This window comes from Flavobacterium rhizophilum, assembly GCF_046000485.1.
GTDB lineage: Bacteria > Bacteroidota > Bacteroidia > Flavobacteriales > Flavobacteriaceae > Flavobacterium > Flavobacterium rhizophilum.
On the sequence record NZ_JBELQB010000003.1, the window covers coordinates 225,190 to 246,583 of the forward strand.

General features: G+C 36.5%; 24 protein-coding genes. 6 read left to right on the top strand and 18 right to left on the bottom strand.

Features of this window, described 5'->3' with window-relative positions; all coding sequences use genetic code 11:
* The first annotated feature begins 86 nt into the window (after positions 1 to 86).
* From ABS768_RS05040 to ABS768_RS05055, 4 genes are all read left to right on the top strand, one after another.
* Entirely contained in the window at positions 87 to 1,082 is a 996-nt protein-coding gene (locus tag ABS768_RS05040; protein WP_408073884.1) for a glycosyltransferase, read from the top strand.
* Position 1,083: 1 nt separating this feature from the next.
* The gene (gene coaE / locus ABS768_RS05045; protein ID WP_408073885.1) at positions 1,084 to 1,671 is read left to right on the top strand and encodes a dephospho-CoA kinase; all 588 of its coding nucleotides are present in this window, start codon (positions 1,084 to 1,086) and stop codon (positions 1,669 to 1,671) included.
* A 71-nt stretch (positions 1,672 to 1,742) separates the two neighbouring features.
* Positions 1,743 to 3,293 (top strand): sensor histidine kinase, encoded by a 1,551-nt coding sequence (locus tag ABS768_RS05050; protein ID WP_408073886.1) that lies wholly within the window; start codon positions 1,743 to 1,745, stop codon positions 3,291 to 3,293.
* Between the two features lie 10 nt (positions 3,294 to 3,303).
* Complete coding sequence (locus ABS768_RS05055; RefSeq protein ID WP_129750162.1) at positions 3,304 to 4,023, top strand: response regulator transcription factor; 720 nt, start codon at positions 3,304 to 3,306, stop codon at positions 4,021 to 4,023.
* An 86-nt stretch (positions 4,024 to 4,109) separates the two neighbouring features.
* Here the strand turns inward: ABS768_RS05055 and ABS768_RS05060 are convergent, their stop codons facing one another.
* The 13 genes from ABS768_RS05060 to ABS768_RS05120 all read right to left on the bottom strand — a co-directional run bounded on the left by ABS768_RS05060 (position 4,110) and on the right by ABS768_RS05120 (position 15,255).
* Complete coding sequence (locus ABS768_RS05060; RefSeq protein ID WP_408073887.1) at positions 4,110 to 4,850, bottom strand: acyl-[acyl-carrier-protein] thioesterase; 741 nt, start codon at positions 4,848 to 4,850, stop codon at positions 4,110 to 4,112.
* Entirely contained in the window at positions 4,850 to 5,764 is a 915-nt protein-coding gene (miaA, locus tag ABS768_RS05065; protein ID WP_408073888.1) for a tRNA (adenosine(37)-N6)-dimethylallyltransferase MiaA, read from the bottom strand. The genes ABS768_RS05060 and miaA overlap by 1 nt, the downstream gene beginning before the upstream one ends.
* A gap of 3 nt (positions 5,765 to 5,767) precedes the next feature.
* Positions 5,768 to 6,592, bottom strand: coding sequence for an ion transporter (locus tag ABS768_RS05070; protein WP_408073889.1), 825 nt, complete (start codon positions 6,590 to 6,592; stop codon positions 5,768 to 5,770).
* A gap of 39 nt (positions 6,593 to 6,631) precedes the next feature.
* The gene (locus ABS768_RS05075) at positions 6,632 to 7,996 is read right to left on the bottom strand and encodes an exonuclease domain-containing protein (RefSeq protein WP_408073890.1); all 1,365 of its coding nucleotides are present in this window, start codon (positions 7,994 to 7,996) and stop codon (positions 6,632 to 6,634) included.
* A 60-nt stretch (positions 7,997 to 8,056) separates the two neighbouring features.
* Complete coding sequence (locus ABS768_RS05080; RefSeq protein ID WP_408073891.1) at positions 8,057 to 8,722, bottom strand: YggS family pyridoxal phosphate-dependent enzyme; 666 nt, start codon at positions 8,720 to 8,722, stop codon at positions 8,057 to 8,059.
* A gap of 107 nt (positions 8,723 to 8,829) precedes the next feature.
* The gene (locus ABS768_RS05085; RefSeq protein WP_408073892.1) at positions 8,830 to 9,369 is read right to left on the bottom strand and encodes a hypothetical protein; all 540 of its coding nucleotides are present in this window, start codon (positions 9,367 to 9,369) and stop codon (positions 8,830 to 8,832) included.
* A gap of 34 nt (positions 9,370 to 9,403) precedes the next feature.
* Positions 9,404 to 10,618: a DUF1015 domain-containing protein gene (locus ABS768_RS05090; protein ID WP_408073893.1), complete on the bottom strand. Its 1,215-nt coding sequence runs from the start codon at positions 10,616 to 10,618 to the stop codon at positions 9,404 to 9,406.
* 11 nt (positions 10,619 to 10,629) lie between these two features.
* Entirely contained in the window at positions 10,630 to 10,986 is a 357-nt protein-coding gene (locus tag ABS768_RS05095) for an SdpI family protein (RefSeq protein WP_408073894.1), read from the bottom strand.
* Between the two features lie 49 nt (positions 10,987 to 11,035).
* Positions 11,036 to 11,926, bottom strand: a complete 891-nt coding sequence (locus ABS768_RS05100; protein ID WP_157481191.1) for a 3-hydroxybutyryl-CoA dehydrogenase — start codon at positions 11,924 to 11,926, stop codon at positions 11,036 to 11,038.
* Positions 11,927 to 12,077: 151 nt separating this feature from the next.
* Positions 12,078 to 13,265, bottom strand: coding sequence for a carboxypeptidase-like regulatory domain-containing protein (locus ABS768_RS05105; RefSeq protein WP_408073895.1), 1,188 nt, complete (start codon positions 13,263 to 13,265; stop codon positions 12,078 to 12,080).
* Between the two features lie 20 nt (positions 13,266 to 13,285).
* On the bottom strand, positions 13,286 to 13,681 hold the full coding sequence (locus ABS768_RS05110; RefSeq protein ID WP_408073896.1) for a hypothetical protein: 396 nt from the start codon (positions 13,679 to 13,681) through the stop codon (positions 13,286 to 13,288).
* Between the two features lie 117 nt (positions 13,682 to 13,798).
* Entirely contained in the window at positions 13,799 to 14,173 is a 375-nt protein-coding gene (locus tag ABS768_RS05115) for a hypothetical protein (protein ID WP_408073897.1), read from the bottom strand.
* A 113-nt stretch (positions 14,174 to 14,286) separates the two neighbouring features.
* Positions 14,287 to 15,255, bottom strand: coding sequence for a Gfo/Idh/MocA family protein (locus ABS768_RS05120; RefSeq protein ID WP_408073898.1), 969 nt, complete (start codon positions 15,253 to 15,255; stop codon positions 14,287 to 14,289).
* A gap of 171 nt (positions 15,256 to 15,426) precedes the next feature.
* On the opposite strand from ABS768_RS05120, the gene ABS768_RS05125 reads away from it, so the two are divergent.
* The gene (locus tag ABS768_RS05125; protein WP_408073899.1) at positions 15,427 to 16,074 is read left to right on the top strand and encodes a protein-L-isoaspartate(D-aspartate) O-methyltransferase; all 648 of its coding nucleotides are present in this window, start codon (positions 15,427 to 15,429) and stop codon (positions 16,072 to 16,074) included.
* Between the two features lie 39 nt (positions 16,075 to 16,113).
* On the opposite strand, the gene smpB is transcribed toward ABS768_RS05125, so the two are convergent.
* Positions 16,114 to 16,569: an SsrA-binding protein SmpB gene (gene smpB, locus ABS768_RS05130; protein WP_408073900.1), complete on the bottom strand. Its 456-nt coding sequence runs from the start codon at positions 16,567 to 16,569 to the stop codon at positions 16,114 to 16,116.
* 135 nt (positions 16,570 to 16,704) lie between these two features.
* Between smpB and ABS768_RS05135 the strand changes: the two genes are divergently transcribed.
* A complete protein-coding gene (locus ABS768_RS05135) occupies positions 16,705 to 16,938 on the top strand; it encodes a VF530 family protein (RefSeq protein ID WP_408073901.1) in 234 nt (77 codons plus the stop codon).
* On the opposite strand, the gene ABS768_RS05140 is transcribed toward ABS768_RS05135, so the two are convergent.
* The 4 genes from ABS768_RS05140 to ABS768_RS05155 form a co-directional block, all read right to left on the bottom strand.
* On the bottom strand, positions 16,935 to 18,548 hold the full coding sequence (locus tag ABS768_RS05140; RefSeq protein ID WP_408073902.1) for a hypothetical protein: 1,614 nt from the start codon (positions 18,546 to 18,548) through the stop codon (positions 16,935 to 16,937). The two genes, ABS768_RS05135 and ABS768_RS05140, sit on opposite strands and share 4 nt — an antisense overlap.
* A 14-nt stretch (positions 18,549 to 18,562) precedes the next feature.
* Positions 18,563 to 19,708: an ABC transporter ATP-binding protein gene (locus ABS768_RS05145; RefSeq protein ID WP_408073903.1), complete on the bottom strand. Its 1,146-nt coding sequence runs from the start codon at positions 19,706 to 19,708 to the stop codon at positions 18,563 to 18,565.
* Positions 19,709 to 19,820: 112 nt separating this feature from the next.
* Complete coding sequence (locus ABS768_RS05150; RefSeq protein WP_408073904.1) at positions 19,821 to 20,237, bottom strand: hypothetical protein; 417 nt, start codon at positions 20,235 to 20,237, stop codon at positions 19,821 to 19,823.
* Positions 20,238 to 20,322: 85 nt separating this feature from the next.
* Positions 20,323 to 21,303, bottom strand: coding sequence for a GlxA family transcriptional regulator (locus ABS768_RS05155; RefSeq protein ID WP_408073905.1), 981 nt, complete (start codon positions 21,301 to 21,303; stop codon positions 20,323 to 20,325).
* Positions 21,304 to 21,394: the final 91 nt, after the last annotated feature.

A 21,394-nucleotide genomic window follows, 5' to 3' on the forward strand; every position in this document is an offset into this window, starting at 1 on the left:
TTTGTTTAAAAAAAATAGAAAAGCCACCAGTTTTATGGTGGCTTTTTACTTTTTTAAGACTAACTTTGTTAAAAAAAGATTGCTTAATGTTTTTCTCTCTTGTTATACCTGTTTACAATAGGCCCGATGAAATACAGGAATTACTGGAAAGCCTTACAGTCCAAACATTTAAATTAGAGTTTGAAGTAGTAATTGTAGAAGACGGTTCTACCATTACCTGTAAAGATATTGTTGGTAATTACAGCAACAGGCTTAGTATTTCCTATTATTTTAAGCCAAATAGTGGTCCCGGAGATTCCCGTAACTACGGTATGAGAGTAGCAAAGGGAGATTATTTTATTATTCTGGACTCTGATTGTATACTGCCGCCACTATATCTGCAAAGTATTGCCCATAATCTTGATAAACACTACACTGATTGTTTTGGCGGACCCGATGCAGCGCTTGACTCCTTTAGCGATGTTCAAAAAGCAATCAACTTTACCATGACCTCTTTTTTAACCACAGGAGGAGTTAGAGGAAAGTCAGAAAAGATAGAAAAGTTTCAGCCCCGCAGTTTTAATATGGGTATTTCTAAAAAAGCATTTGAGGCTTCAGGAGGTTTTGGTAACATTCATCCGGGTGAAGACCCCGATCTTTCAATAAGGTTATGGAAACTGGGTTTTACTACTAAACTTTTTAAAGACAGTTATGTATATCACAAACGACGTATAGACTGGAATAAGTTTTACATACAGGTAAACAAGTTTGGAAAAGCAAGACCGATACTGGATGTTTGGCATCCGGAATATAAAAAGCCGGTATTTTTATTTCCGTCACTTTTTATGTTAGGATTATTCCTTTCTCTTATAGTACTGTTAATTAATGTGCATTTTTTTATAGATGTTTATATTTTGTACTTCTGTTTACTGTTTATACTGTCGGCCATACAAAACAAAAGCCTTACAATAGGTTTACTTTCGGTAGTGGCAGTTTTTATTCAGTTTTATGGTTACGGCACCGGTTATGCATTATCACTATATAAAGTACAGTTGTTGAAGCAAAAGCCGGAAACAGCATTTCCTAAATTATTTTTCAAATAATATGGGTACAAAAATTATTGGCTTAACGGGAGGTATAGGTAGTGGTAAAAGCACCATGGCAAATTATTTTGCCTCACTGGGTGTGCCGGTATATATTGCCGATGAAGAAGCAAAAAAAATATTATACCTGCCGGCAGTCGTTGCAGAAGTTAAGGGAGCGTTTGGCGAAATGGTTTTTACAAATGGTTTACCTGATAAAGCCAAATTGGCAGGGGTTGTTTTTAATAATCCCGAAAAGCTTGCTGTATTAAACGGTATTATTCATCCAAAAGTGAAAGAACATTTTCTGGAATGGGTGAAAATGCATAATTCGCAAAATTTTGTGATAAAGGAAGCTGCAATATTATTTGAAAGCGGGAGTTATAAAGACTGCGATAAGGTAATACTTGTGACAGCCCCTAAAGACCTTAGAATAAAAAGGGTTATGCAACGTGACAATGTGACCGAAGAACAGGTTTTAAATAGAATGGCCAACCAGTGGGACGAAGAAAAAAAAGTAGTTTTAAGTGACTATATAATACATAATATTGACAGGGAGGCAGCTAAAAATGAAGCATATAAAATTTTTTCAGAATTGAATAATATGTAAAAAATACTGTCGTTGTTAATCTTTGGTTAATATATTAAGAGTATAATTGTTAAAATGTTAATTTTGTATTGATGAATAAAACAAGATTCCGGTTATTAGTATTTTTTATGAGCCTTTCATTGATAGGTATCATTTTAGTACAGCTATACTGGATCAATATATCTTTTAAAAACGGAGAAGACCAGTTTAAATCCGATGTACAGCGATTAATGAACAAGGTTTCGTTAAAGCTGGAGAATGAAGAAAAAGAGAATTTTTACAGGTTATATATTCATATTAAAGACAGTGTGGGACATGTGCCAAATCAGGCTGATTTTGCCAATTATCTTTATAAAGGAAATATAAGAGAACGAAACAATATAATATACTCTGATATAATAGCTCAGAGTTATAAAGAAGAGTTGGAGTTCATTGATGATTCATCGTTTTCAAAAAACAATTCTTTAACAGAAAATTCGGGTGAAAATGGCATGACTATTGATGCTGTTAAGCAGTCAATGAATAACGCCAAAAAGGAGAATGAAAAAAAGGAAAGCCTTAAAATTCAGCTACTTTTTGACTATTACAATGAAGGTAGGCCGATAGAAAGCCGTATTTCTGAAGAGTCATTGGTACGTACACTCAAAGCCGAGATGGAAGAAAGTGGTATTGATACTTATTTTGAATATGTTGTTTACAAAGACGGACTTGCTACAAAAATGCAGTCCAAGGGGTTCAGCTTCAAAGAAGGACATTATGGTATAACATTGTTCTCAGGTAGCAGTAGTGTAGGAGATAAGCCCGATTACAGGCTTATGGTTAGTTTTCCTAATAAGCAAAAGTATATATTAACAAAGCTTCTGGGTATAACATCATTGTCAATTGTATTTACGCTCATTATCATTATTGCTTATTTAAGTGCCATTAACCAGCTTATTAAACAAAAGCAGATATCGGAAATTAAAACCGATTTTATTAATAACATGACACATGAGTTCAAAACGCCTATTGCAACAATAAACCTTGCACTGGATGCGATTAAGAACCCAAAAATTTTAGGCGATACCGAAAAGGTACAGCGGTACCTGCAAATGATTAGGGAAGAGAATAAAAGAATGCACTCTCAGGTTGAGAATGTACTTCAAATCTCTAAACTGGACAGAAAAGAACTTGACCTGACTAAAGATCAGGCCGATATACACGATATTATTGAAGATGCTATAGAGCACGTTCATTTGATTATTGAAGCAAGGGAAGGGCAGTTAACACGCCATTTCCATGCAACCAGAACAACAGTGTTGTTAAATGATGTACACTTTACTAATGTAATAGTGAATATTCTTGACAATGCTATTAAATATTCTGAGGGCGAACCTGAAATAGATGTTTATACCGAGAACGTAAAGGATTTTGTTTTGATCAAAATTACCGATAAGGGCTTGGGAATGTCTAAAACCACTCAAAAACGAATTTTTGAGAAGTTTTACAGGGAGCACACAGGAGATTTGCACAATGTGAAAGGACACGGATTAGGATTAGCCTATGTTAAAAGGATAATAGACGACCACAACTGTCACATATACGTAGAAAGTGAAAAAGGTAAAGGCAGTACTTTTATTATAAAGATGCCGCTAATAAATTAAAAAAAGAGATATGGAAGAAACACACAAAAAAATTCTTTTAGTAGAAGACGACCCTAACTTTGGGGCGGTTTTAAAAGATTATCTGTCAATTAATGATTTTGAAGTTACACTAGCCAAAAACGGTATGGAAGGCTTCGAGAAATTTAAGAAGGACAATTTCGACCTTTGTATCCTTGATGTGATGATGCCTTATAAGGACGGATATACACTTGCCAGAGAAATTAGAGAAAAAAATAAAGAAGTGCCTATTATTTTCCTTACAGCTAAATCTATGAAGGAAGATGTACTTAAAGGATATAAAGTTGGGGCAGATGATTACCTTAACAAACCTTTTGACAGTGAGGTGCTTTTAATGAAAATTAAGGCTATTATTCAAAGAAAGGCTTCTGAAACCAAAACAGATAATGCTAAGTTTGAGTTCCAGATTGGAAGGTTCCACCTTAACTCAAAACTACGTTTCCTAACATTTGATAATGAAGAACCAATTAAACTTTCACCAAAGGAAAACGAGCTACTAAAAATGCTTGCGCTTCATGAAAATGACCTGATGCCGAGAGAGCTTGCACTTACAAAAATTTGGAGAGATGATAACTACTTTACGTCAAGAAGTATGGACGTATATATTGCTAAACTTAGAAAATACCTTAAACCGGATGAGGATGTTGAAATTCTTAACATTCACGGAGAAGGTTTCCGTTTAGTGGTTAAAAACAAAGTAGAAGAAAAATAAAAGATAAGTAATCCACTTTTGCAGACTGCCTGAAAAATTTATGAATTCGATCTCATACTTGTTTTTCAGGCAGTCTTTTTTATGCTTTATTTCCAGTTAAGCTCCAGGGCAAAACTAGGTTTATCGTCTTTTTGTACGGTAAAATAAGTTTGGTTATCCTGCTGTCCTCTGTTAATAGTAATTTTATCACCAAGCTTAAGTTCCCTTAGGTAGTTCATGTCAAAACTTTTAAGCTGTTGTTTTAGCAAAGGTTTAAAATCTACCGTGTCAAGGCACCATTCCAAATATTTTACATTATTGGCATGGAACACAATATCAAGGTCAGATAGTAATACTGTTCTTTCGGTAGCAACTTCACTTTCCCTTGAGATTTCTACCTTTTTAAAAGCCTCCTGTGTAGGCATCCTTTCCGGATATTTTTCAAAATGCTCATGGGGTAAAACCAAAGCCTCTGCTTTACGTAGTTTCGTGTTTATAACAGCCCAGTAGGTTAGGGCTCCTGCTACTTTTTTATCGCCTATATACATTTCCAGTGCCCTTACAGATCGTGATCCCTGCAGGTCTAATATCCATGTTTTTATGGTAACTGTATCACGCCATTTAGGTAACTCATCCACTTCAACTCTCATACGGCTAAGTACCCATGCCTGATCGTGTACCTGCATATCGGTAAAGCTCATACCACCCAGTTCGGCGTGTGCACCTGCGGTAAGCTGCATAAGGTTGCACAGTTCAGTATGCTTTAGGTGTCCGCTGGGAAGGCACTGTAAAAAATTAATTTCCCAGTCCTGTGTAAAAACTGATGTGAATTGTGGAGATATTGGCATTATAGTGAGTTTTCTATGTAATTAATAATTTCCTGCGGATTGGTTGTGAAATCAAACCAATGCACGCCTTCGGTACGCTTAAACCATGTCATTTGCCTTTTGGCAAAGCGTCGTGTATTCTTTTTTATTTCCTCTATGGCAAATTCTTTGGTAAAATCGCCATCAAAGTAACTGAATAATTCACGGTATCCCACGGTTTGTAAAGCATTTAACTTTTTATGCGGATAGAGCGCTTTTGCCTCGTCAATAAGTCCGTTATTTACCATGATGTCCACACGGCGGTTAATACGGTCGTACATTACTTCTCTTTCGGCATCCAGTCCAATAACAATAGGGGTAAAGCGTCTTGAATTCTTTTTGATGTTAAGGAAAGAGGAGTAGGGCTTACCCGAACTGATACATACCTCTAGGGCGCGCATCATGCGTTGCGGATTCTCTTTGGCTACATTGGCATAATGTACAGGGTCTTTTCTTTCCAGCTCCTGCTGTAGCCATGTAATTCCGTTTTCCTCATAGTTGTTTATTATTTCCTGTCTAACAGCCGAGTCTACATCAGGGAAATCGTCGAAACCTTTTAAAACAGCATCAATATACAGTCCTGAACCGCCCACCAAAACAGCAAAATCATTTTGAGTGTATAGCTCATCGAGTTTATTTATAGCATCACGTTCAAAATCGCCTACATTGTATTCGTCAAAAACACTAATATTCTGTATAAAATGATGAGGTGCTTGCGCCAGTTCCTCTTCACTTGGAACAGCAGTACCAATATTCATTTCCCTGAAAAACTGCCTGCTGTCTGCCGAAAGTATCTCACAGTTAAAATGTTTGGCAAGCTCAATTGCCATAGCTGTTTTCCCTATGGCCGTAGGGCCTATAACGGTAATAAGATATTTTTTATCTGTACTATTCATGAATTAATGATGTAAATGATGCCCGCAGTTATAACAATAGTTAGCACCATCCTTATGGTGATCAGAATTACAGTTTGGGCACACCTGTGTATTACTGTTTTCATTTCGTTCCTGCATAAACTGTGCGGTAACCAGTCCGGTTGGTACAGCTATAATCCCATAACCCATAATCATGATAATAACCGATACAAACTGACCTAAAGGTGTAACTGGTGTAATGTCACCAAATCCCACTGTAGTTAGCGTGACTATAGTCCAGTAAATGCTAACGGGTATATTGCTAAAACCACTCTCCGGACCTTCAATTATAAACATAAGTGTACCTAGAATGATACAGAGTATAACTACAGTAAACAAAAATACGGCAATTTTTACACGGCTCTTTTTGAGTGCCATTAATAGTTGGTTTGATGCTCCTACAAACTGACTTAGTTTTAAAATCCTGAAAACCCTTAATAACCTCAGTGCTCTTATGGATATAAGGAAACCAAGTCCCGGGAATAGTACATCAATATATTTAGGCAGGGTAGAGAGCAGGTCTATTATACCATAAAAGCTAAAAATGTAGTTTAAAGGTTTTTTTAGTGCTACAATACGTGCAATATATTCAAGCGTAAAAAGTATGGTTATAATCCATTCGGCAATGGCAAGTTCCTTACCGTGAAGCAGTCTTATAGATGTTACGCTTTCCAGCATTACGGCTACTATGCTTATAATGATAACAAACAGAAGGGCAAGGTCAAAAAAACGACCAGCCGGAGTATCGGCCTCGTAAATTATAACGTGTAGTTTTTTCCTGAAATCGTCGCTGATTATGCCTTTTTTCAATGCAGTAGGGTTTGATTCCTATCAAAATTACTAAAACTCTTACAGACGCACTATTTTTAAAGCTTTCTTTTTCCTTATATAGCTTTTAATAATGTTTTTGGCATCCCTGTTATTCTCCATAGGGATAAGGATGTTTTTAAGGATATCTGTTTTAGTGATCTGGTAGTTTAGGTTATAGAAGGCATAGCCCTTGTATTCGCCCTTTTCAATAAGCACGGCACTTCGTTCGTCAACAGTACGGCCGCGGTCTATAATAATCATACTTTGATTATAAAAACTGTTCTTGCCTACAAATTCCTGTACACGATTGTTGTACTCTTCGACAGATTCTTTGCCTATACAGGCACCGTTACATGTATTAAGTTCAAGACCGAAACAACTCGCTTTTGACGGACTCTCAAGTCCGTTTATTTTTTTGCACAGGTTGTACTGCTCTACAATTTTATGTAGGGCATTTTTACCATCGGTAACACTTGCAAACGAAACTACTTCTTTTTTACGGCCGTCAGTTTTTTGCAGGCTAAGGCACAGGTAGCCGTCACTGTTTTTTTCAACGTAAACAGACCATGGGAAAACCGTTTTCTTTTGGGCACGGTTATACACCGGCTTATTTACCTTGATTTCCTGACACTCTTTAAGCAGGGCAATAAGTTCACTTCCGGTTTCTTCATACTTTACGGCATATGTATCACGCTGAATACGTTTTGATTTACCCGAAGTTGCTGTAAAATGCTGATGCAGTCTTTTTTTAATGTTTCGGCTCTTGCCGATGTAAATCAGGTCGCCGTTTTCTTTGTATATGTAATAAACTCCTGTAACCGCAGGTACTCCTTCCAGTATATCAAACAATTTAGGAGGTATGCCTTTTTTCTGATCGGTTTTTATAAGGCTTTTTACAATTTCTTTAGTGGTGTCTTTAGAGAGTAATAACTTGAACAGATGTACGGTTGCCATGGCATCTCCGGTAGCACGGTGCCTGTCGCTCATTGGGATTCCCAGTGCACGAACGAGCTTGCCAAGGCTGTGTGATTTTTGTTCGGGTAACAGTTTTTGTGAAAGCTCTACAGTACATAGTGACTGGCGCTCGTAGTTATACCCCAGTCGGTTAAACTCGGTACGCAGTACCCTATAATCAAACTGGGCATTGTGTGCCACTATAATACAACCTTCGGTAATTTCAATAATACGCTTGGCAACCTCATAAAACTTAGGGGCACTGCGAAGCATGGCATTATTAATACCGGTAAGCTTTACCACAAAAGGCTGAATGGGTTTCTCGGGATTTACAAGGCTGATAAACTGGTCTACTACCTCATGCCCGTCGTATTTATATATGGCAATCTCGGTTATTCCTTCCTCATTATACTGTCCTCCGGTCGTTTCTATGTCAAGTATTGCGTACAAAAAATGTATTTATCTGTTTAAAGTTTTAAAGCTGCAAATTTCGGATAAAATTCCCAAAATTTAGTGTCTTGAACCAAAAATACTACTACCCACGCGAATCATGGTACTTCCGCATGAAATAGCAAGTTTATGGTCGCCGCTCATTCCCATGGAAAGTGTTTCTGGTTTAAAGTTGTTTCTTTCAGGATGATCCTTTAGCCTGTCGAATATACCTTTAAGGTAGCTAAATTCCTTTTCAATTTGGTGTTCGCTCTCGGTAAATGTAGCCATACCCATCAGTCCGGTAACTTTTATGTTTTCCATTTGCTGAAACTCGTCTGACTCCAGTATCTCGTTAAGTTCGGCTTCATACAGCCCGAATTTGGTATCCTCTTCGGCTATGTGCATTTGTAGCAAACAGTTTATTATTCTGTCGTTCTTTTTAGCCTGTTTGTTTATTTCCTTAAGCAGTTTAAGGCTGTCCACGCCATGAACCAGGCTAACAAACGGAGCCATATGTTTTACCTTATTGGTTTGCACGTGGCCTATCATGTGCCATTCAATGTCCTTAGGCATTTGCTCATGCTTATCGGTCATTTCCTGTATTTTGTTTTCGCCAAAAATACGCTGCCCGGCATTATAAGCTTCCATAAGGTCGCTAACAGGCTTGGTTTTGCTTACTGCCACAAGAGTAACATGTGATGGCAGCGCCTCTTTTATGGAAAGTAAATTTTCTTTTATCGACATTTTTTCAATTGTGGTATTTAGGGCTGATTTTAGGTATCGTCCCGAATAACAAATTTAATACTATTTGCTAACAAAAAGCAGTGTTTTAATACACCTTTACAAATGAATTAATAAGTCATAGTTGTTAATCCTTTCATTTGGTCTCTCATTTCTTCAAATAGAATTTTACGATTATTAATCCATTCGGTAATATCAAAGCCTAGTTTTTCACTTATTTCAGGACTAATATCTTTTCCAGGTTCAATATTATATATTTCAGATACAGGTTCGGCATTTTTATTTTTTATACCTTTTTCGATACATACAAAAAACAATTTATCATTATCATAATAAAAAGTAGCGTCAAGGTACCCAGTACTGTTTTTTGTTATAAAACTTGTTTCAGTGTACTGTCCTTTCATGATTGAAGGAGAATCATTTTTGTATTGTACACCGTTTACAGGCTTAGTACAATACACTTGATTTGAAAATCCGCCAATAGTTTTTTTACCAAAAAGAAATCTTTTCTTGAAAATACTTCCACAGGCTAGTGATGCAATACTATTGTTTTGAGACATATCGTCTATTTGCTTTACTTTTTCTGTAATATCCTCCTGCTGTGCATAACAGCACATAGATGTAAAAAGTAAAACAATTAATAGTTTCATGCTTTGTAAGTCTAAAAATAGGGTAATCTAAAAACTAAATTTCGTACACTACAAGTCCGCTCCTGAATTTTGGTTCAATATACGTACTCTTAGGTGGCATAATAAGGTTGTTGTCTGCCAGCTCCTTAATCTCGTTTATAGAGGCAGGGTAGAGCATAAAGCCCACTTCAAAATCACCACCGTCTACCATTTCCTTAATGGCGGTAACAGGTTTGCTGCCCGGTATGTAGGCAATGCGCTCATCGTTACGTAAATCGCCAATTCCCAGTAGCGGGTTAAGTACTTTGGTGTAAAGAATTTGTGCATCCAGTGACTCCATAACCGAATTAAAGTTAGTGTTTTTTAGCGTAAGGGCATAAAAATCACCATCCAGATACATACCAAACTGGTATTTTTGTTTTGGTTTCCATAACTCCTGGTCTTTGTTTACTATCGTGAAATCCTTTTCCAGGGCTTTAAGGAAAGCATGTTTTGTAAGTCCGTTAAGGTCGTTAACTATGCGATTGTATTCGTATATCTTTAAATTGGTTTCGCATATCAGGAAGCTCATAAAATGGTTCAGGTTTGCGTTACCCGAATCTTTATCCTGATCGTACAGCATTTCTGCCGAAGCTGAGCGGTGGTGACCGTCGGCAATATACAGGTTACCCATTTTTTCAAACTGTTCCTGTACCCATTGTATCTCCTCATCCTCTTTAATACGCCAAATGGTATGCTTGTCCTTATTAAGGGAAGAGAACAGGTATAACGGTCTTTTCTGTTTGCGTTTGTCTATCCATTGCTGGAGTTCGTTATTTTGCGGATAGGTAATAAGTACCGGTTCGGTATTAAAGCCGGTTTGGTGCAGGTAATCCTTAAACAGTTCCACGCGGTAAGCAAGCGTATCTTCGTGTTTCTTTATCACATTGTTCTTATAGTCTTCTATAGATGTACCTGCAATAATACCCGTAAAGGTGTTATTTTTGCTTTCTATCTCATACAGGAAGAATACAGGATTTGGTTCCTTTTTAAAAACATCTTCTTCCTTAAACTCCTGATACTTTAGCTGTACTCCCTTAAACCTTGTGTCTGTAGATATTTTGTGCAGGTTTACATAAGCAGGATTAAGTATATGTAAAAACGAAAAAGGATTATAATCAAGCTGCGATGCCAGTTCGGCAGGGGTGTACTCTTCGTATGAGCGTGATGTAACCAGGCTCACCTTGTCGCGCGTAGGGCGCACAGCTTTAAACGGAACTATTTTTGCCAATTATGTAGTGTTTAGTTTTTACCAAAACGCTTTTTCAGTTCACGTTCGGTTTTAATAAAAAATAATATTACTGTAAGGAGCAGGATTGGTACACTTAACAGGATATCAGCTTTCTGGCTGATAGGAAGTAAAGATATGATAACTCCCAACGGAACTATAATAACTCCGCTTATAATAAGTAACACCGAAGAGTATTTTTGTGAAAAATCCCATCGCTCCTGTGAAGCCATTGATTTTGGTGTGCGGTAACCGTATAGATGGTTGATTTTTTTGGGAGGAAAAAAATACATTATAGCACCTACCAAAATAAACACAAGTCCCGACATGCCCAGTACCAAAAGTGACTGGCTATCCCAATTAATTTCCATGATTTAAAGAGTTAAAAAAGACGGGTTGAAAAACCCGTCTTTAAATATACTACTTTGCAAACATTTTTGCCACTTTTTCGGCTTTTCTGCTTTCGGAATAATCGTAGAAACCTTCTCCTGATTTAACACCCAGTTTACCGGCGCGTACCATGTTAACCAATAACGGGCATGGTGCATATTTAGGGTTTTTAAATCCGTCGTACATTACGTTAAGGATAGAAAGACATACATCAAGACCAATAAAATCGGCAAGTTGTAACGGCCCCATTGGGTGAGCCATACCCAGTTTCATTACCGTGTCAATTTCATACACACCCGCAACACCGTTGTAAAGTGTTTCGATAGCTTCGTTAATCATTGGCATAAGTATACGGTTTGCCACAAAGCCAGGGTAATCGTTAACTTCTACAGGTACTTTACTTAGTTTAACCGACAGGTCCATAATGGTTTTGGTAACTTCGTCAGAAGTGTTGTAACCACGAATAATTTCCACCAGTTTCATAATTGGCACCGGGTTCATAAAGTGCATACCAATTACTTTGTCCTGTCTTGTTGTAACAGCTGCAATTTGAGTAATAGAGATAGACGACGTATTTGTTGCCAAAATAGTGTTTTCCTCACAGTACTCGTTAAGCTGTTTGAATATATTTAGTTTAAGGTCTACATTTTCGGTAGCTGCTTCAACCACAAGGTCAACACCTACAACACCGTCCTTAATATCGGTATAGGTAATAATGTTACCTATTGTTTTAGCTTTATCCTCTTCTGTAATAGTGCCTTTTGCAATCATCCTGTCAAGGTTACCGGCTATGGTAGCCATACCTTTGTCCAGTGATTTTTCTGATATATCAATAAGTTTTACTGTAAATCCGCTTTGTGCAAAGGTGTGGGCAATACCGTTACCCATTGTTCCTGCACCTATTACTGCTATGTTTTTCATTATAAAGTCTGTTTGTTTAAAGTTTGCCGAATTTATGAAAATTTGCCGGTAAAATTAGTAACAATAATGGCAAATTTGCAACAGAAAACGTTTTTGTAATGAATTTCTTTTCAAATTCGTAATTATCACAGCTTTTGATTGCTAACTGTACTTATTTTACATCCTTTAGCGAACTGATAATCTCTTCCTCTTCGGCAGTTAAAAGTATAGAGTTATTTTTCTTCCAAAACTCCTCGGTATAATTCGTTCCAGCCTGATAAAGATCTTTATCCCTGTACTTTTCTTTTTTATTGAACGAACTTAGGTCACTAGTGAAGTTGGTTACTATAAGATCACTCTTAAATATTATATTATCGTCAAACTTTTTTTTGTTTTTGATGTAAATATCACCATATACGCAGGAGTAAGACAGCATATAATCGTTATTTGTTACCTTAAAGAAACACTTATAACCAATATCATCAAGCCTTGCTTTAATAACCAGAAAATTTCTTAGTTTAGAATACTTTCTGTGTGATGGAGCCATTTGTAGTTCCATGGCAAGTATAAGGTTTTTAGCCGGGTCATAAGTAAGACTTCCTGCATATAACGGTTCTTCTATTTCCGGTAGCGGTTCGTAGTAAATGGTTTGTACATCGTTACCGTTTGCATCCTTTTGTGATTTAATAATGAAGGAATATTTTTTAAATTCCTTTTTATCAAAAACATGATCGAGTACCCCAAAGTTACAATCTCTCGAAATGGCTTTGCGCAGGTCTAGCGGAGAGGTCATTTCGGCAGCCAGCATGCTTTCCTCATCACCATTAAGTTTAAAGGCACGACTTTGTTTTACTACTACATCACTTTTAATTTTCTTTCGGCCTTTGTCTACATTGTAATCTATAAGCCCGTCAGAAAATTTACTGTAGGTGTCGTTGATTTTTACAAACTCCCTGTAATACGTGCTTAACAGGAAAGGAGCATTTAAATGGTTGTATGAGTTTTTAACCAACTGTTCTACAAACTCATTAAGTGGCGTACTGATAACCACAATTTCCTCAAGCTCAAAATCAGTTGGTTCAAGGTAAAAAACGTTATCCTGTGGCAGGTTTGTAAGATTCACTTCCAGTGGGGCATATCCCAAATAGGTAAATACTATGGTTTCAGTCCCGTCAGGGTAACTTAACTGAAAGTTCCCTTCAGTATTTGATATGGTGTTATGCTGCTGGTCTAGTGTGCTAACCGTAACCAGTTCCATGTTTTCCAGTGTAGTAAGGTCTTTCACAGTACCTTTTATAAGGTTTTGTGCAATACCACTTGTAGTAACGACTAATAATAGTAAGGAAAATAGTTTTTTCATGGCTGGGTAAGGTTTATGTATTAGAATTTTAGTGCATTTTTTATATCTAAGAATATAGTACTTTTTTTATAACCAAGTTCGGTTAGGTTTTCTTTTATAAAATCATTCATCTCATTGAAATTTTGATGATACTGATTTGAAATATGAGCTACAATTTTACCTTTTTGCATAATAAGTAAATAGTTATAGGTAAAAGTTTGCTGTTTTCTCCTAAGTTGTTTTGTTGAAGTATAATATCCGTCAAGGTCTTTAAGTCTGTATTTTTTTTCGTTCAAAAAACCCCATGCTTTTTTTACAATTACTTCCCTGCTATTTATTTGTAAGGTATTTATTTTTAATAATCCTTCAATAAGGAACAGTTTTATTATTGTTGCTAGAGTATATATAGTTACTATTATTACAAGTACTTTAGGCATGTTAAGAAATATACCCGGAAAATAATAAATAAAAAAAGTTACTAAGATGTAAAATACAAAAGCGATAATTGGTAAATATGCAGCTGTTTTAAATTTAGATGTTATTATCATAGCCTTTTAAAAATCAAATGCATCTTTTAATTCGGTTATAAAATCACTTTCGGTAAACCCCAAATCCTTTAGATGATTTTCTACTCTGTTTAAAAAGTAATCATAATTATCATGATAGAGATTAGATACTTTAGCTACTTTTTTATTTTTATATATAATATAAATGCAGTCGTAATATCCTCTTTTAATCTCAACTTTTGATAAGTGAAAGCCGTCTAAATCTTTTATTCTGTACTTTTTTTCGGGTCCTAATCCTAAAAAGCGTTTAACCGATATTTCTGTTTCATTAATACTAACGGTAATTACTTTGGTTCTTAAAGTTGTATACAATATGAATTCAACAACAAGCATTGCTGCTGTATACAATACAGTATAAAACATGTTATTATGAAAAATAATATTTATGTTGTATAAAATGAGAAATATTATTACCGGTACTACAATAGCAAAGAATGAAATAAAATATGCGCTCAATGTGTACCGTGTAGTCATTGTTATTTATTTTCGAAACAGTCAATAATGCGGTAAGCTATCCTTAATGCTTCGGTACCGTCTTCCAGCGTTACTATTGGTGTAGTATTGTTGTTTATGGCATCGGCAAAAGTTTCAAGTTCGTCCAGTATAGCATTGTTAGCAACAATTTCGGGATTCTCAAAGTAAATTTGCTTTTTAAGTCCTTCTGCATTTTGAAGTATCATGTCAAAATCACCCGGTTCTTCGGGAGCATCTTTCATTTTTACCACCTCACACATCTTGTCTAAAAAGTCAACCGATATATAAGCATCCTTTTGAAAGAAACGTGATTTACGCATATTTTTAAGCGATATACGGCTTGCTGTAAGGTTTGCCACACAACCGCTTTCAAATTCAATGCGGGCATTGGCAATATCGGGAGTATCACTAATAACAGCAACACCACTGGCCTTAATATCCTTTACCTTACTTTTTACCACGCTAAGTATAACATCTATGTCGTGTATCATTAAATCCAACACCACAGGCACATCTGTACCGCGAGGGTTAAACTCGGCAAGGCGGTGGGTTTCAATAAACATGGGGTTAACAATCTTTTCGCGGGTAGCCATAAAAGCAGGGTTAAAACGCTCCACGTGTCCTACCTGTCCTTTTACGTTATGTTGTTTGGCAAGGGCTATAATCTCCTCGGCTTCTTCAACCGTGTTAGATATAGGTTTTTCAACAAAAACGTGTTTGCCGGCAGTAATGGCCTCTTTGGCACAGTCGTGATGTGAAAGGGTAGGGGTTACAATATCTACCACGTCCACAGCATTTATAAGTTCTTCTATAGAGTCAAATTTACGGTAGCCGTGTTCTTTTGCCACTTTATCGGCATTGGCACTGTTAGGGTCATAAAACCCTACCAGTTCATATTTTTGGGATTGGTTGAGTAAACGCAGGTGGATTTTCCCTAAATGGCCTGCGCCCAATACTCCTACTTTAAGCATAAAGAAAAATTTTTAACAAAAATAAAACTATTTCGCTGTAAAACGCAAGAACACAGCACTAAAAATAAAGTATGTTTTTTAATAATACAGTATTGTTAATATGATAGTGAGTTTAGTATTGCACCCTATGTGAAATGTTTTCTATTTTTACAAAATAAACATTTTACAGCATTGAGAGATACAGGAAAACATCAGGGGCTTCGTAATCAGTTGGTAAGCGTTTTGGAACAAAAAGGTATTACAGATAAAAATGTGCTTGCGGCAATAAAAAAGATACCGCGACACCTTTTTCTGGATTCCAGTTTTGAAGATTATGCCTATCAGGATAAGGCTTTCCCTATTGGGGCCGGTCAAACCATATCTCAGCCTTACACCGTAGCATTCCAGTCACAATTGCTGGAAGTAGATCCCGAACATAAAATACTCGAAATAGGAACGGGGTCTGGCTACCAAACTGCTGTATTATGTACAATGGGGGCAAAAGTTTACAGTGTAGAAAGGCAAAGGGAACTTTTTAAAACCACATCGCTGTTATTGCCTAAACTGGGTATTAGACCTAAGCATCTTTCGTTTGGTGACGGATACAAAGGACTGCCTAATTTTGCTCCGTTTGACAGTGTTATAGTTACTGCCGGAGCTCCGTTTATCCCTAAACCTTTAATGGCGCAGTTAAAAATAGGAGGCAGGCTTATTATTCCTGTTGATAATGAGCAGGGTATACAGATAATGACTATGCTGATAAGAAAAAATGAAACTCAGTTTGAAAAACATGAGTTTGGTGAATTTAGGTTTGTGCCATTGTTGGAAAATAAAAACTAAACGTATATAAAAAAGGGTTGACTTAATGTCAACCCTTTTTTATTTGTATATTTTTTTGATCCTGTCAAGGTCGCGTTTTACGTCACGATCCTTAATAGTATCACGCTTGTCATAATTCTTTTTACCGCGTGCCAGTCCAATTTCCAGTTTGGCGAGTCCTTTTTCGTTTGTAAACAGCCTAAGCGGAACAATAGTTAAACCTTTGTTCTGTACACTTTTTAAAAGGCCTTTAAGCTCTCTTTTGTTAAGCAGTAGTTTACGTTCACTTTTTGGGGCATGGCTAAAGCTTCTGCTATAGGTGTATTCTTCTATATTGGTGTTTATGGCAAACAGCTCATGACCGTGAAATTCACAGAAACTTTCGGCAATAGAAGCCTTGCCCAAACGAATGGATTTAATTTCAGACCCTGCCAAAACAATACCGGCTGTATAACGCTCCAGTATCTCATAATCAAAGCGAGCTCTTTTGTTTAGTATGTTAACTGTTTTTTGCATAAGGATTGCAAAGGTAAGTACAATAGTTTAATGCGGCAAGAGGTTAGCCCTGCCTGTAATAATTATATTTTATTGATAATGTATGCGTAATTCTGCTTTCCGATGGGTATTAAAAATACTAACTATATTTACACTATGGAAACAAAACAATCAAACGATCCGTTACATGGCATAACCTTAAAAAAGATGGTAGAAGACCTCGTAGCTTTTTACGGTTTTGATACTCTTGGCGAACTGATAAACATAAAATGCTTTAACGAGAATCCAAGTGTAAAATCAAGCCTTACATTTTTAAGAAAAACCGACTGGGCACGTAAAAAGGTGGAAAACCTATATGTAAGTACCCTGCCCAAAATGCAGCAGGACTAAGCCTCTGCAATACCTTTCCATTTTTTTATTATTCTGGTAAGCAGGTACATATAAAGTACTGTGAATACAAGGTTGGTAAAGAAAATATAACCTTCAAATTCTTTTAACCACGGGCAAATGCCGGTGTTACAGGGTTCATAATAATAACGGTCGTCTACATATATTTCATGAAGTATTGCATAGATAATAAGTAACACACATGGCGATAGCCATAGTATTATATTTATAAATACTGAAGTGATTTTTTTACTGCCTTTGTTCTTGTAAACAGAAAAAAATACAATATAAATAACCATTAGTATTACGAGCCAGATAGCCAGATAGAGTATTAGCTCATCAAAATAAAAAGTATGTCTTATAACATGTCTTAAAGACATTACAATAGCAAACAGAATAAAACCTACTATACCGGTTGATATTACAGCAATAAACCAATTTCTTATTGTTGAAATCCTGAATGAGAAGATGATAAGTGAAAAAGCTAATGCTGCATATAAATATGCAATAGAGTATTTAAGGTCAAAAGGGGAAGTCCATGTTCGCGAAATTTTATTATATGCATAGTCTAATTGTTTAAACGATACATAATAACGTGGTAAAATAACTTTATCGCCATATTTATCTGTAGTAATAATGTTGTCTTTGGTGTTTTTTTCCGCTTCGTTATTTTCGCTGTCATATCTGTCTGGCACATTAACAGGGTATTCATATCCTGTTATATATGAATAGTGTGATGCCCCTATGGTGTAATAGTCATCAAATACCGGAGGGTTGTATACAAGGCTAATCCATTGTTCGGCCGTAATATTAGCTTTAAGACCGTGTTCGTTTTGTATATCTAAAAAGTTCCTGAACAATTGGGTTACCGAATCCTTTTTATTTTGTAACAGCCAGCCTTTTACTTTATAATTTAATATGGAATCACGTTCATGGCTAAGTATGGAATAAGTGCTTGTTTGTTTATTTATTAGCGAAATATAGGGGTGCATTTTGCCAAAATAGCATACCGAGTCATAATCGCTAGGGGATTTTATATTATAATGTATTTCACTATCCTCATAATAATCATTTTCACCCCCATAATATCTTAATTCAGGATAATAGTTTTCATTAACAAGGGTTTTTGTTTCATCGTTTTTATAATGCCTGAATGATCCGTCAATAAATATAGACGCCTCACTTAGTATAGTACACCTTCTTTCACCCTCCTCCCGGTCAAAGTAATTTCTTCCCCTTAGATCATGAGCATAGTAATAACTAAATGTATAGGATATATTAAGCAGGCATAGTACAGCTATAATTATCCATTCCTTAAACAGGGATGAATTTTTTTTGGGATAAAACGATTTAAAGGCATTATTCCTGAAATAGAATACAAGCCAAAGCACCAAAACAAGTATTGAGATTATAACAGCATAAAAAGTGCATTGATAGGAAAACTTATCATAATAGTCGTAATCGGTGGAATGAAAATCAACGGCTCCTTCGCTATAACCCCAAATAAAGAATATTATATTTATTATTAATGTTGTGATTAGTACAGGTACAAATTTGGTATTCCACAGTAAAGGGTGATGAAGCAGTAAATAGTTTTGTATTTTTTTAAACATAGCAGGTGTGATTATTAGGAAACAAAAAAGCGTCTGGTTGAGTTAGAAATATCACGCATGTAAACCACCGGTATGTTTTGGTCTATAACCGTTTTCATAAAATGGTTTATGGTAACATTTCCGTTAAATGTGGCAATATAAGTACCTCCGTTAAACTGTAGGCTTAACAAACCTGTACTTGCCAGGCAATCGTTAAGCGCACCTTGCGACCATGAGCTTTCAAACTCTATTACAAGATGTTTTTCAGTATCGTTATCATCATTATTTTCTTTCAGGTTTTTTTGTACTCCCTGTTTCAGGAATATAACCTCATCAGATGTTTTTTCTACCTCATACAGTTGCTGCGAACTCAGTATTATTCCTATTGGCCTGAATGCCGATTTGGCTATGGCTTTAAAGTCTTCCAGTACGGTTTGTTGTGCGAGTATATCTAAATTGGCAAGAGGTTCATCTATAAGCAATACTTTAGGTTTTCGTAACAGCATACGTGCCAGTTCAAACCTCATTTTATAACCGGAAGAAAGATCCTTCCATTTATGTTTCCTGAATTTTCTAAGTCCCAGTCTGGCAACTATCAGTTCTACCACCAGCGGAGATTCCTGTGGAGAGAAACCATAGCTTGAGGCAGTAAACAGGAGGTTATCCATCATGGAACCATACCAGGTATCTGTTCGCTGCGGTATGTAAACCAGCTTGGTGCGCAGGTCATACAAATCCTCATGTTTAAAATTATAGCTTATATGTCCGCTAGTAGGATGTAACTCACCACACAGTGAACGTAAAAGGGTTGTTTTACCGTTACCGTTTTCACCTACAAGACCAATAATATCTCCTTCATTAAGGGATAGGTTAACGGGGCCAAGGGTAAAACCTGAGTATTTTTTTGTAAGTTCACTGGCTTCAAGTATGTTTTGCCTTATTTGCTGAGGCCGCTTTACTAATGCCGAATGTAGTTCTGCCAGCAGTTCCTGTAACTTTTCCTTTTTAGAGTTGTCATCAGGGTTATTGTCAAGCCAGTTAAGCAGGTTACATGTTTTTGTGTAGAAACTGATTTCCTGAGTATCCAAAGTAAAGTCAATAATACGTTTAACGGCTAGCAGATAGTCTTCAAACTTCAGGAAGTCCAATATTTCCTGATATTGTTTTTCAAATTCGTTCATAAGTAAAGCGTGTAAGCTTCAAATATATCAAAATCAGCTTAATATTTAACAAAAAAAGCCCTGCAATTTGCAGGGCCATACATCAATATAAATAAACTAAAATTATTTTAGATTAGTCAGGATCGCTTACCGTAATGGTTTTATAAATATAAGTATATGCAGTTCCCTCTTCATTTACACCATTTACAAACTTAAGCTCGTATTCACCCGGTTCATCTTCAGAGAATGTATATCCTTCTGTAGCTGTAATTGCGTTACCGCTACAGGTACATCCTTCATACTTTACCGCCGGAGCAACGGTTCTTGGATATACGTCATTGTCATAAAAGGCTACAAACGTGCTACATCCTTCGGTCATACCAAATGATACATTTATGGTTATTTCCTCACCTGTTAAGGCTGTACCGGGGCCCGTAACCTGAGTTACATAGGGCTGTATGGTTTGAGAACAATAATTCTCATCGTCACTCAAACATCCGCTAAGGGTTGTCATTCCTATAAATAGTGCTAAAAACTTAAGGTACTTCATAATACTTTTTGCTTGTTTTGTTAATTAGATGCAACAGTATTTAAAAGGTTGCTGGTAAACTGCAAATTTTAACTAAATTTTATAGTTATGCAACTATTGTTTCCCTGTTGTATTTGTTTTTGTATTCAACAGGAGAGAGTCCGGTTAGTTTTTTAAACAGGTTTCTAAAGGTTTTGGTATCGTTATACCCCACCTCATACATTATTTCGTTAATGTTTTTATTACTGGTTTCCAGTTGCTTTTTTGCGGCTTCTATTTTAACGCGTTGTATATATTCGCCTGCTGTATTGTTTGTAGCCTTTTTAAAGCGTCGGTCAAAATGCCTTCGCCCTATGGCAAACTTATCGGCAAGCTCGTCTATAGATATTTTTTCGGCAATATTTTGCTCTATAAACTCCTGAGCTTTACGTATAGGCTCATCATCATGATTTTTTTGTCCGTTAAACATTATAAACGGAGACTGACTCTTACGGTCAATTTCTAAAGCAAACACCTTAGAGGCGACAATGGCAATATCGCGCCCGGCATGTTTTTCAACCAAATGCAGAAGCAGGCTCCAGTAAGAGGTAGCGCCACCACTGGAGTATAGTCCCTGTTGTTCGGTAACAATGCGTCCGTCTACAAGAGTAACATCGGGGAACATCTGTCTAAATTCGTTTGCCGTTTGCCAGTGGCTGGAACATTCCTTACCATCAAGTAAACCTGTTGATGCAAGTAAAAACGAACCTATACAAAGGCTTGCCACTTCACTGCCGTTATTGTAGTGTTTAATTATCCAGGGGATAAAATCCCTGTTAATGTCTATAGCCCTTTCCAGTTGCCCGCTAATGGCAGGAATAATAATCAGGTCGGTTTTTTTAATGTCTTTCAGCAGGGCATCGGTACGCACGGCAAAAAGCCCTTCGTGGTATTCTACCTCGCGGGACAACCCTACAAACTGAATATTAAAAACAGGGGAATGTCCGGCAGCCTCAAGAAAATTGTTTGCACCGGTAAAAATGGTTCGGGGATCTACTATGCTGGCCATTATAGCCTCGTTAGGCACCAGTATCGATACATGTATCATAATTCCTTTTTCTATTTAATAAAACCTAAAGGTGGTAGCGATAAACATGAAAATTAAGGCTAAGGTAATAAAATTATTTATGTCGGTAACC

What these genes read in the sequence shown, in the direction of transcription:
- ABS768_RS05040 (WP_408073884.1), top strand. Translation starts at nt 87, where the DNA reads ATGTTTTTCTCTCTTGTTATACCTGTTTACAATAGGCCCGATGAAATA.
- coaE (WP_408073885.1), top strand. Translation starts at nt 1,084, where the DNA reads ATGGGTACAAAAATTATTGGCTTAACGGGAGGTATAGGTAGTGGTAAA.
- ABS768_RS05050 (WP_408073886.1), top strand. Translation starts at nt 1,743, where the DNA reads ATGAATAAAACAAGATTCCGGTTATTAGTATTTTTTATGAGCCTTTCA.
- ABS768_RS05055 (WP_129750162.1), top strand. Translation starts at nt 3,304, where the DNA reads ATGGAAGAAACACACAAAAAAATTCTTTTAGTAGAAGACGACCCTAAC.
- ABS768_RS05060 (WP_408073887.1), bottom strand. Translation starts at nt 4,850, where the DNA reads ATGCCAATATCTCCACAATTCACATCAGTTTTTACACAGGACTGGGAA.
- miaA (WP_408073888.1), bottom strand. Translation starts at nt 5,764, where the DNA reads ATGAATAGTACAGATAAAAAATATCTTATTACCGTTATAGGCCCTACG.
- ABS768_RS05080 (WP_408073891.1), bottom strand. Translation starts at nt 8,722, where the DNA reads ATGTCGATAAAAGAAAATTTACTTTCCATAAAAGAGGCGCTGCCATCA.
- ABS768_RS05085 (WP_408073892.1), bottom strand. Translation starts at nt 9,369, where the DNA reads ATGAAACTATTAATTGTTTTACTTTTTACATCTATGTGCTGTTATGCA.
- ABS768_RS05095 (WP_408073894.1), bottom strand. Translation starts at nt 10,986, where the DNA reads ATGGAAATTAATTGGGATAGCCAGTCACTTTTGGTACTGGGCATGTCG.
- ABS768_RS05100 (WP_157481191.1), bottom strand. Translation starts at nt 11,926, where the DNA reads ATGAAAAACATAGCAGTAATAGGTGCAGGAACAATGGGTAACGGTATT.
- ABS768_RS05105 (WP_408073895.1), bottom strand. Translation starts at nt 13,265, where the DNA reads ATGAAAAAACTATTTTCCTTACTATTATTAGTCGTTACTACAAGTGGT.
- ABS768_RS05110 (WP_408073896.1), bottom strand. Translation starts at nt 13,681, where the DNA reads ATGCCTAAAGTACTTGTAATAATAGTAACTATATATACTCTAGCAACA.
- ABS768_RS05115 (WP_408073897.1), bottom strand. Translation starts at nt 14,173, where the DNA reads ATGTTTTATACTGTATTGTATACAGCAGCAATGCTTGTTGTTGAATTC.
- ABS768_RS05120 (WP_408073898.1), bottom strand. Translation starts at nt 15,255, where the DNA reads ATGCTTAAAGTAGGAGTATTGGGCGCAGGCCATTTAGGGAAAATCCAC.
- smpB (WP_408073900.1), bottom strand. Translation starts at nt 16,569, where the DNA reads ATGCAAAAAACAGTTAACATACTAAACAAAAGAGCTCGCTTTGATTAT.
- ABS768_RS05135 (WP_408073901.1), top strand. Translation starts at nt 16,705, where the DNA reads ATGGAAACAAAACAATCAAACGATCCGTTACATGGCATAACCTTAAAA.
- ABS768_RS05140 (WP_408073902.1), bottom strand. Translation starts at nt 18,548, where the DNA reads ATGTTTAAAAAAATACAAAACTATTTACTGCTTCATCACCCTTTACTG.
- ABS768_RS05145 (WP_408073903.1), bottom strand. Translation starts at nt 19,708, where the DNA reads ATGAACGAATTTGAAAAACAATATCAGGAAATATTGGACTTCCTGAAG.
- ABS768_RS05150 (WP_408073904.1), bottom strand. Translation starts at nt 20,237, where the DNA reads ATGAAGTACCTTAAGTTTTTAGCACTATTTATAGGAATGACAACCCTT.
- ABS768_RS05155 (WP_408073905.1), bottom strand. Translation starts at nt 21,303, where the DNA reads ATGATACATGTATCGATACTGGTGCCTAACGAGGCTATAATGGCCAGC.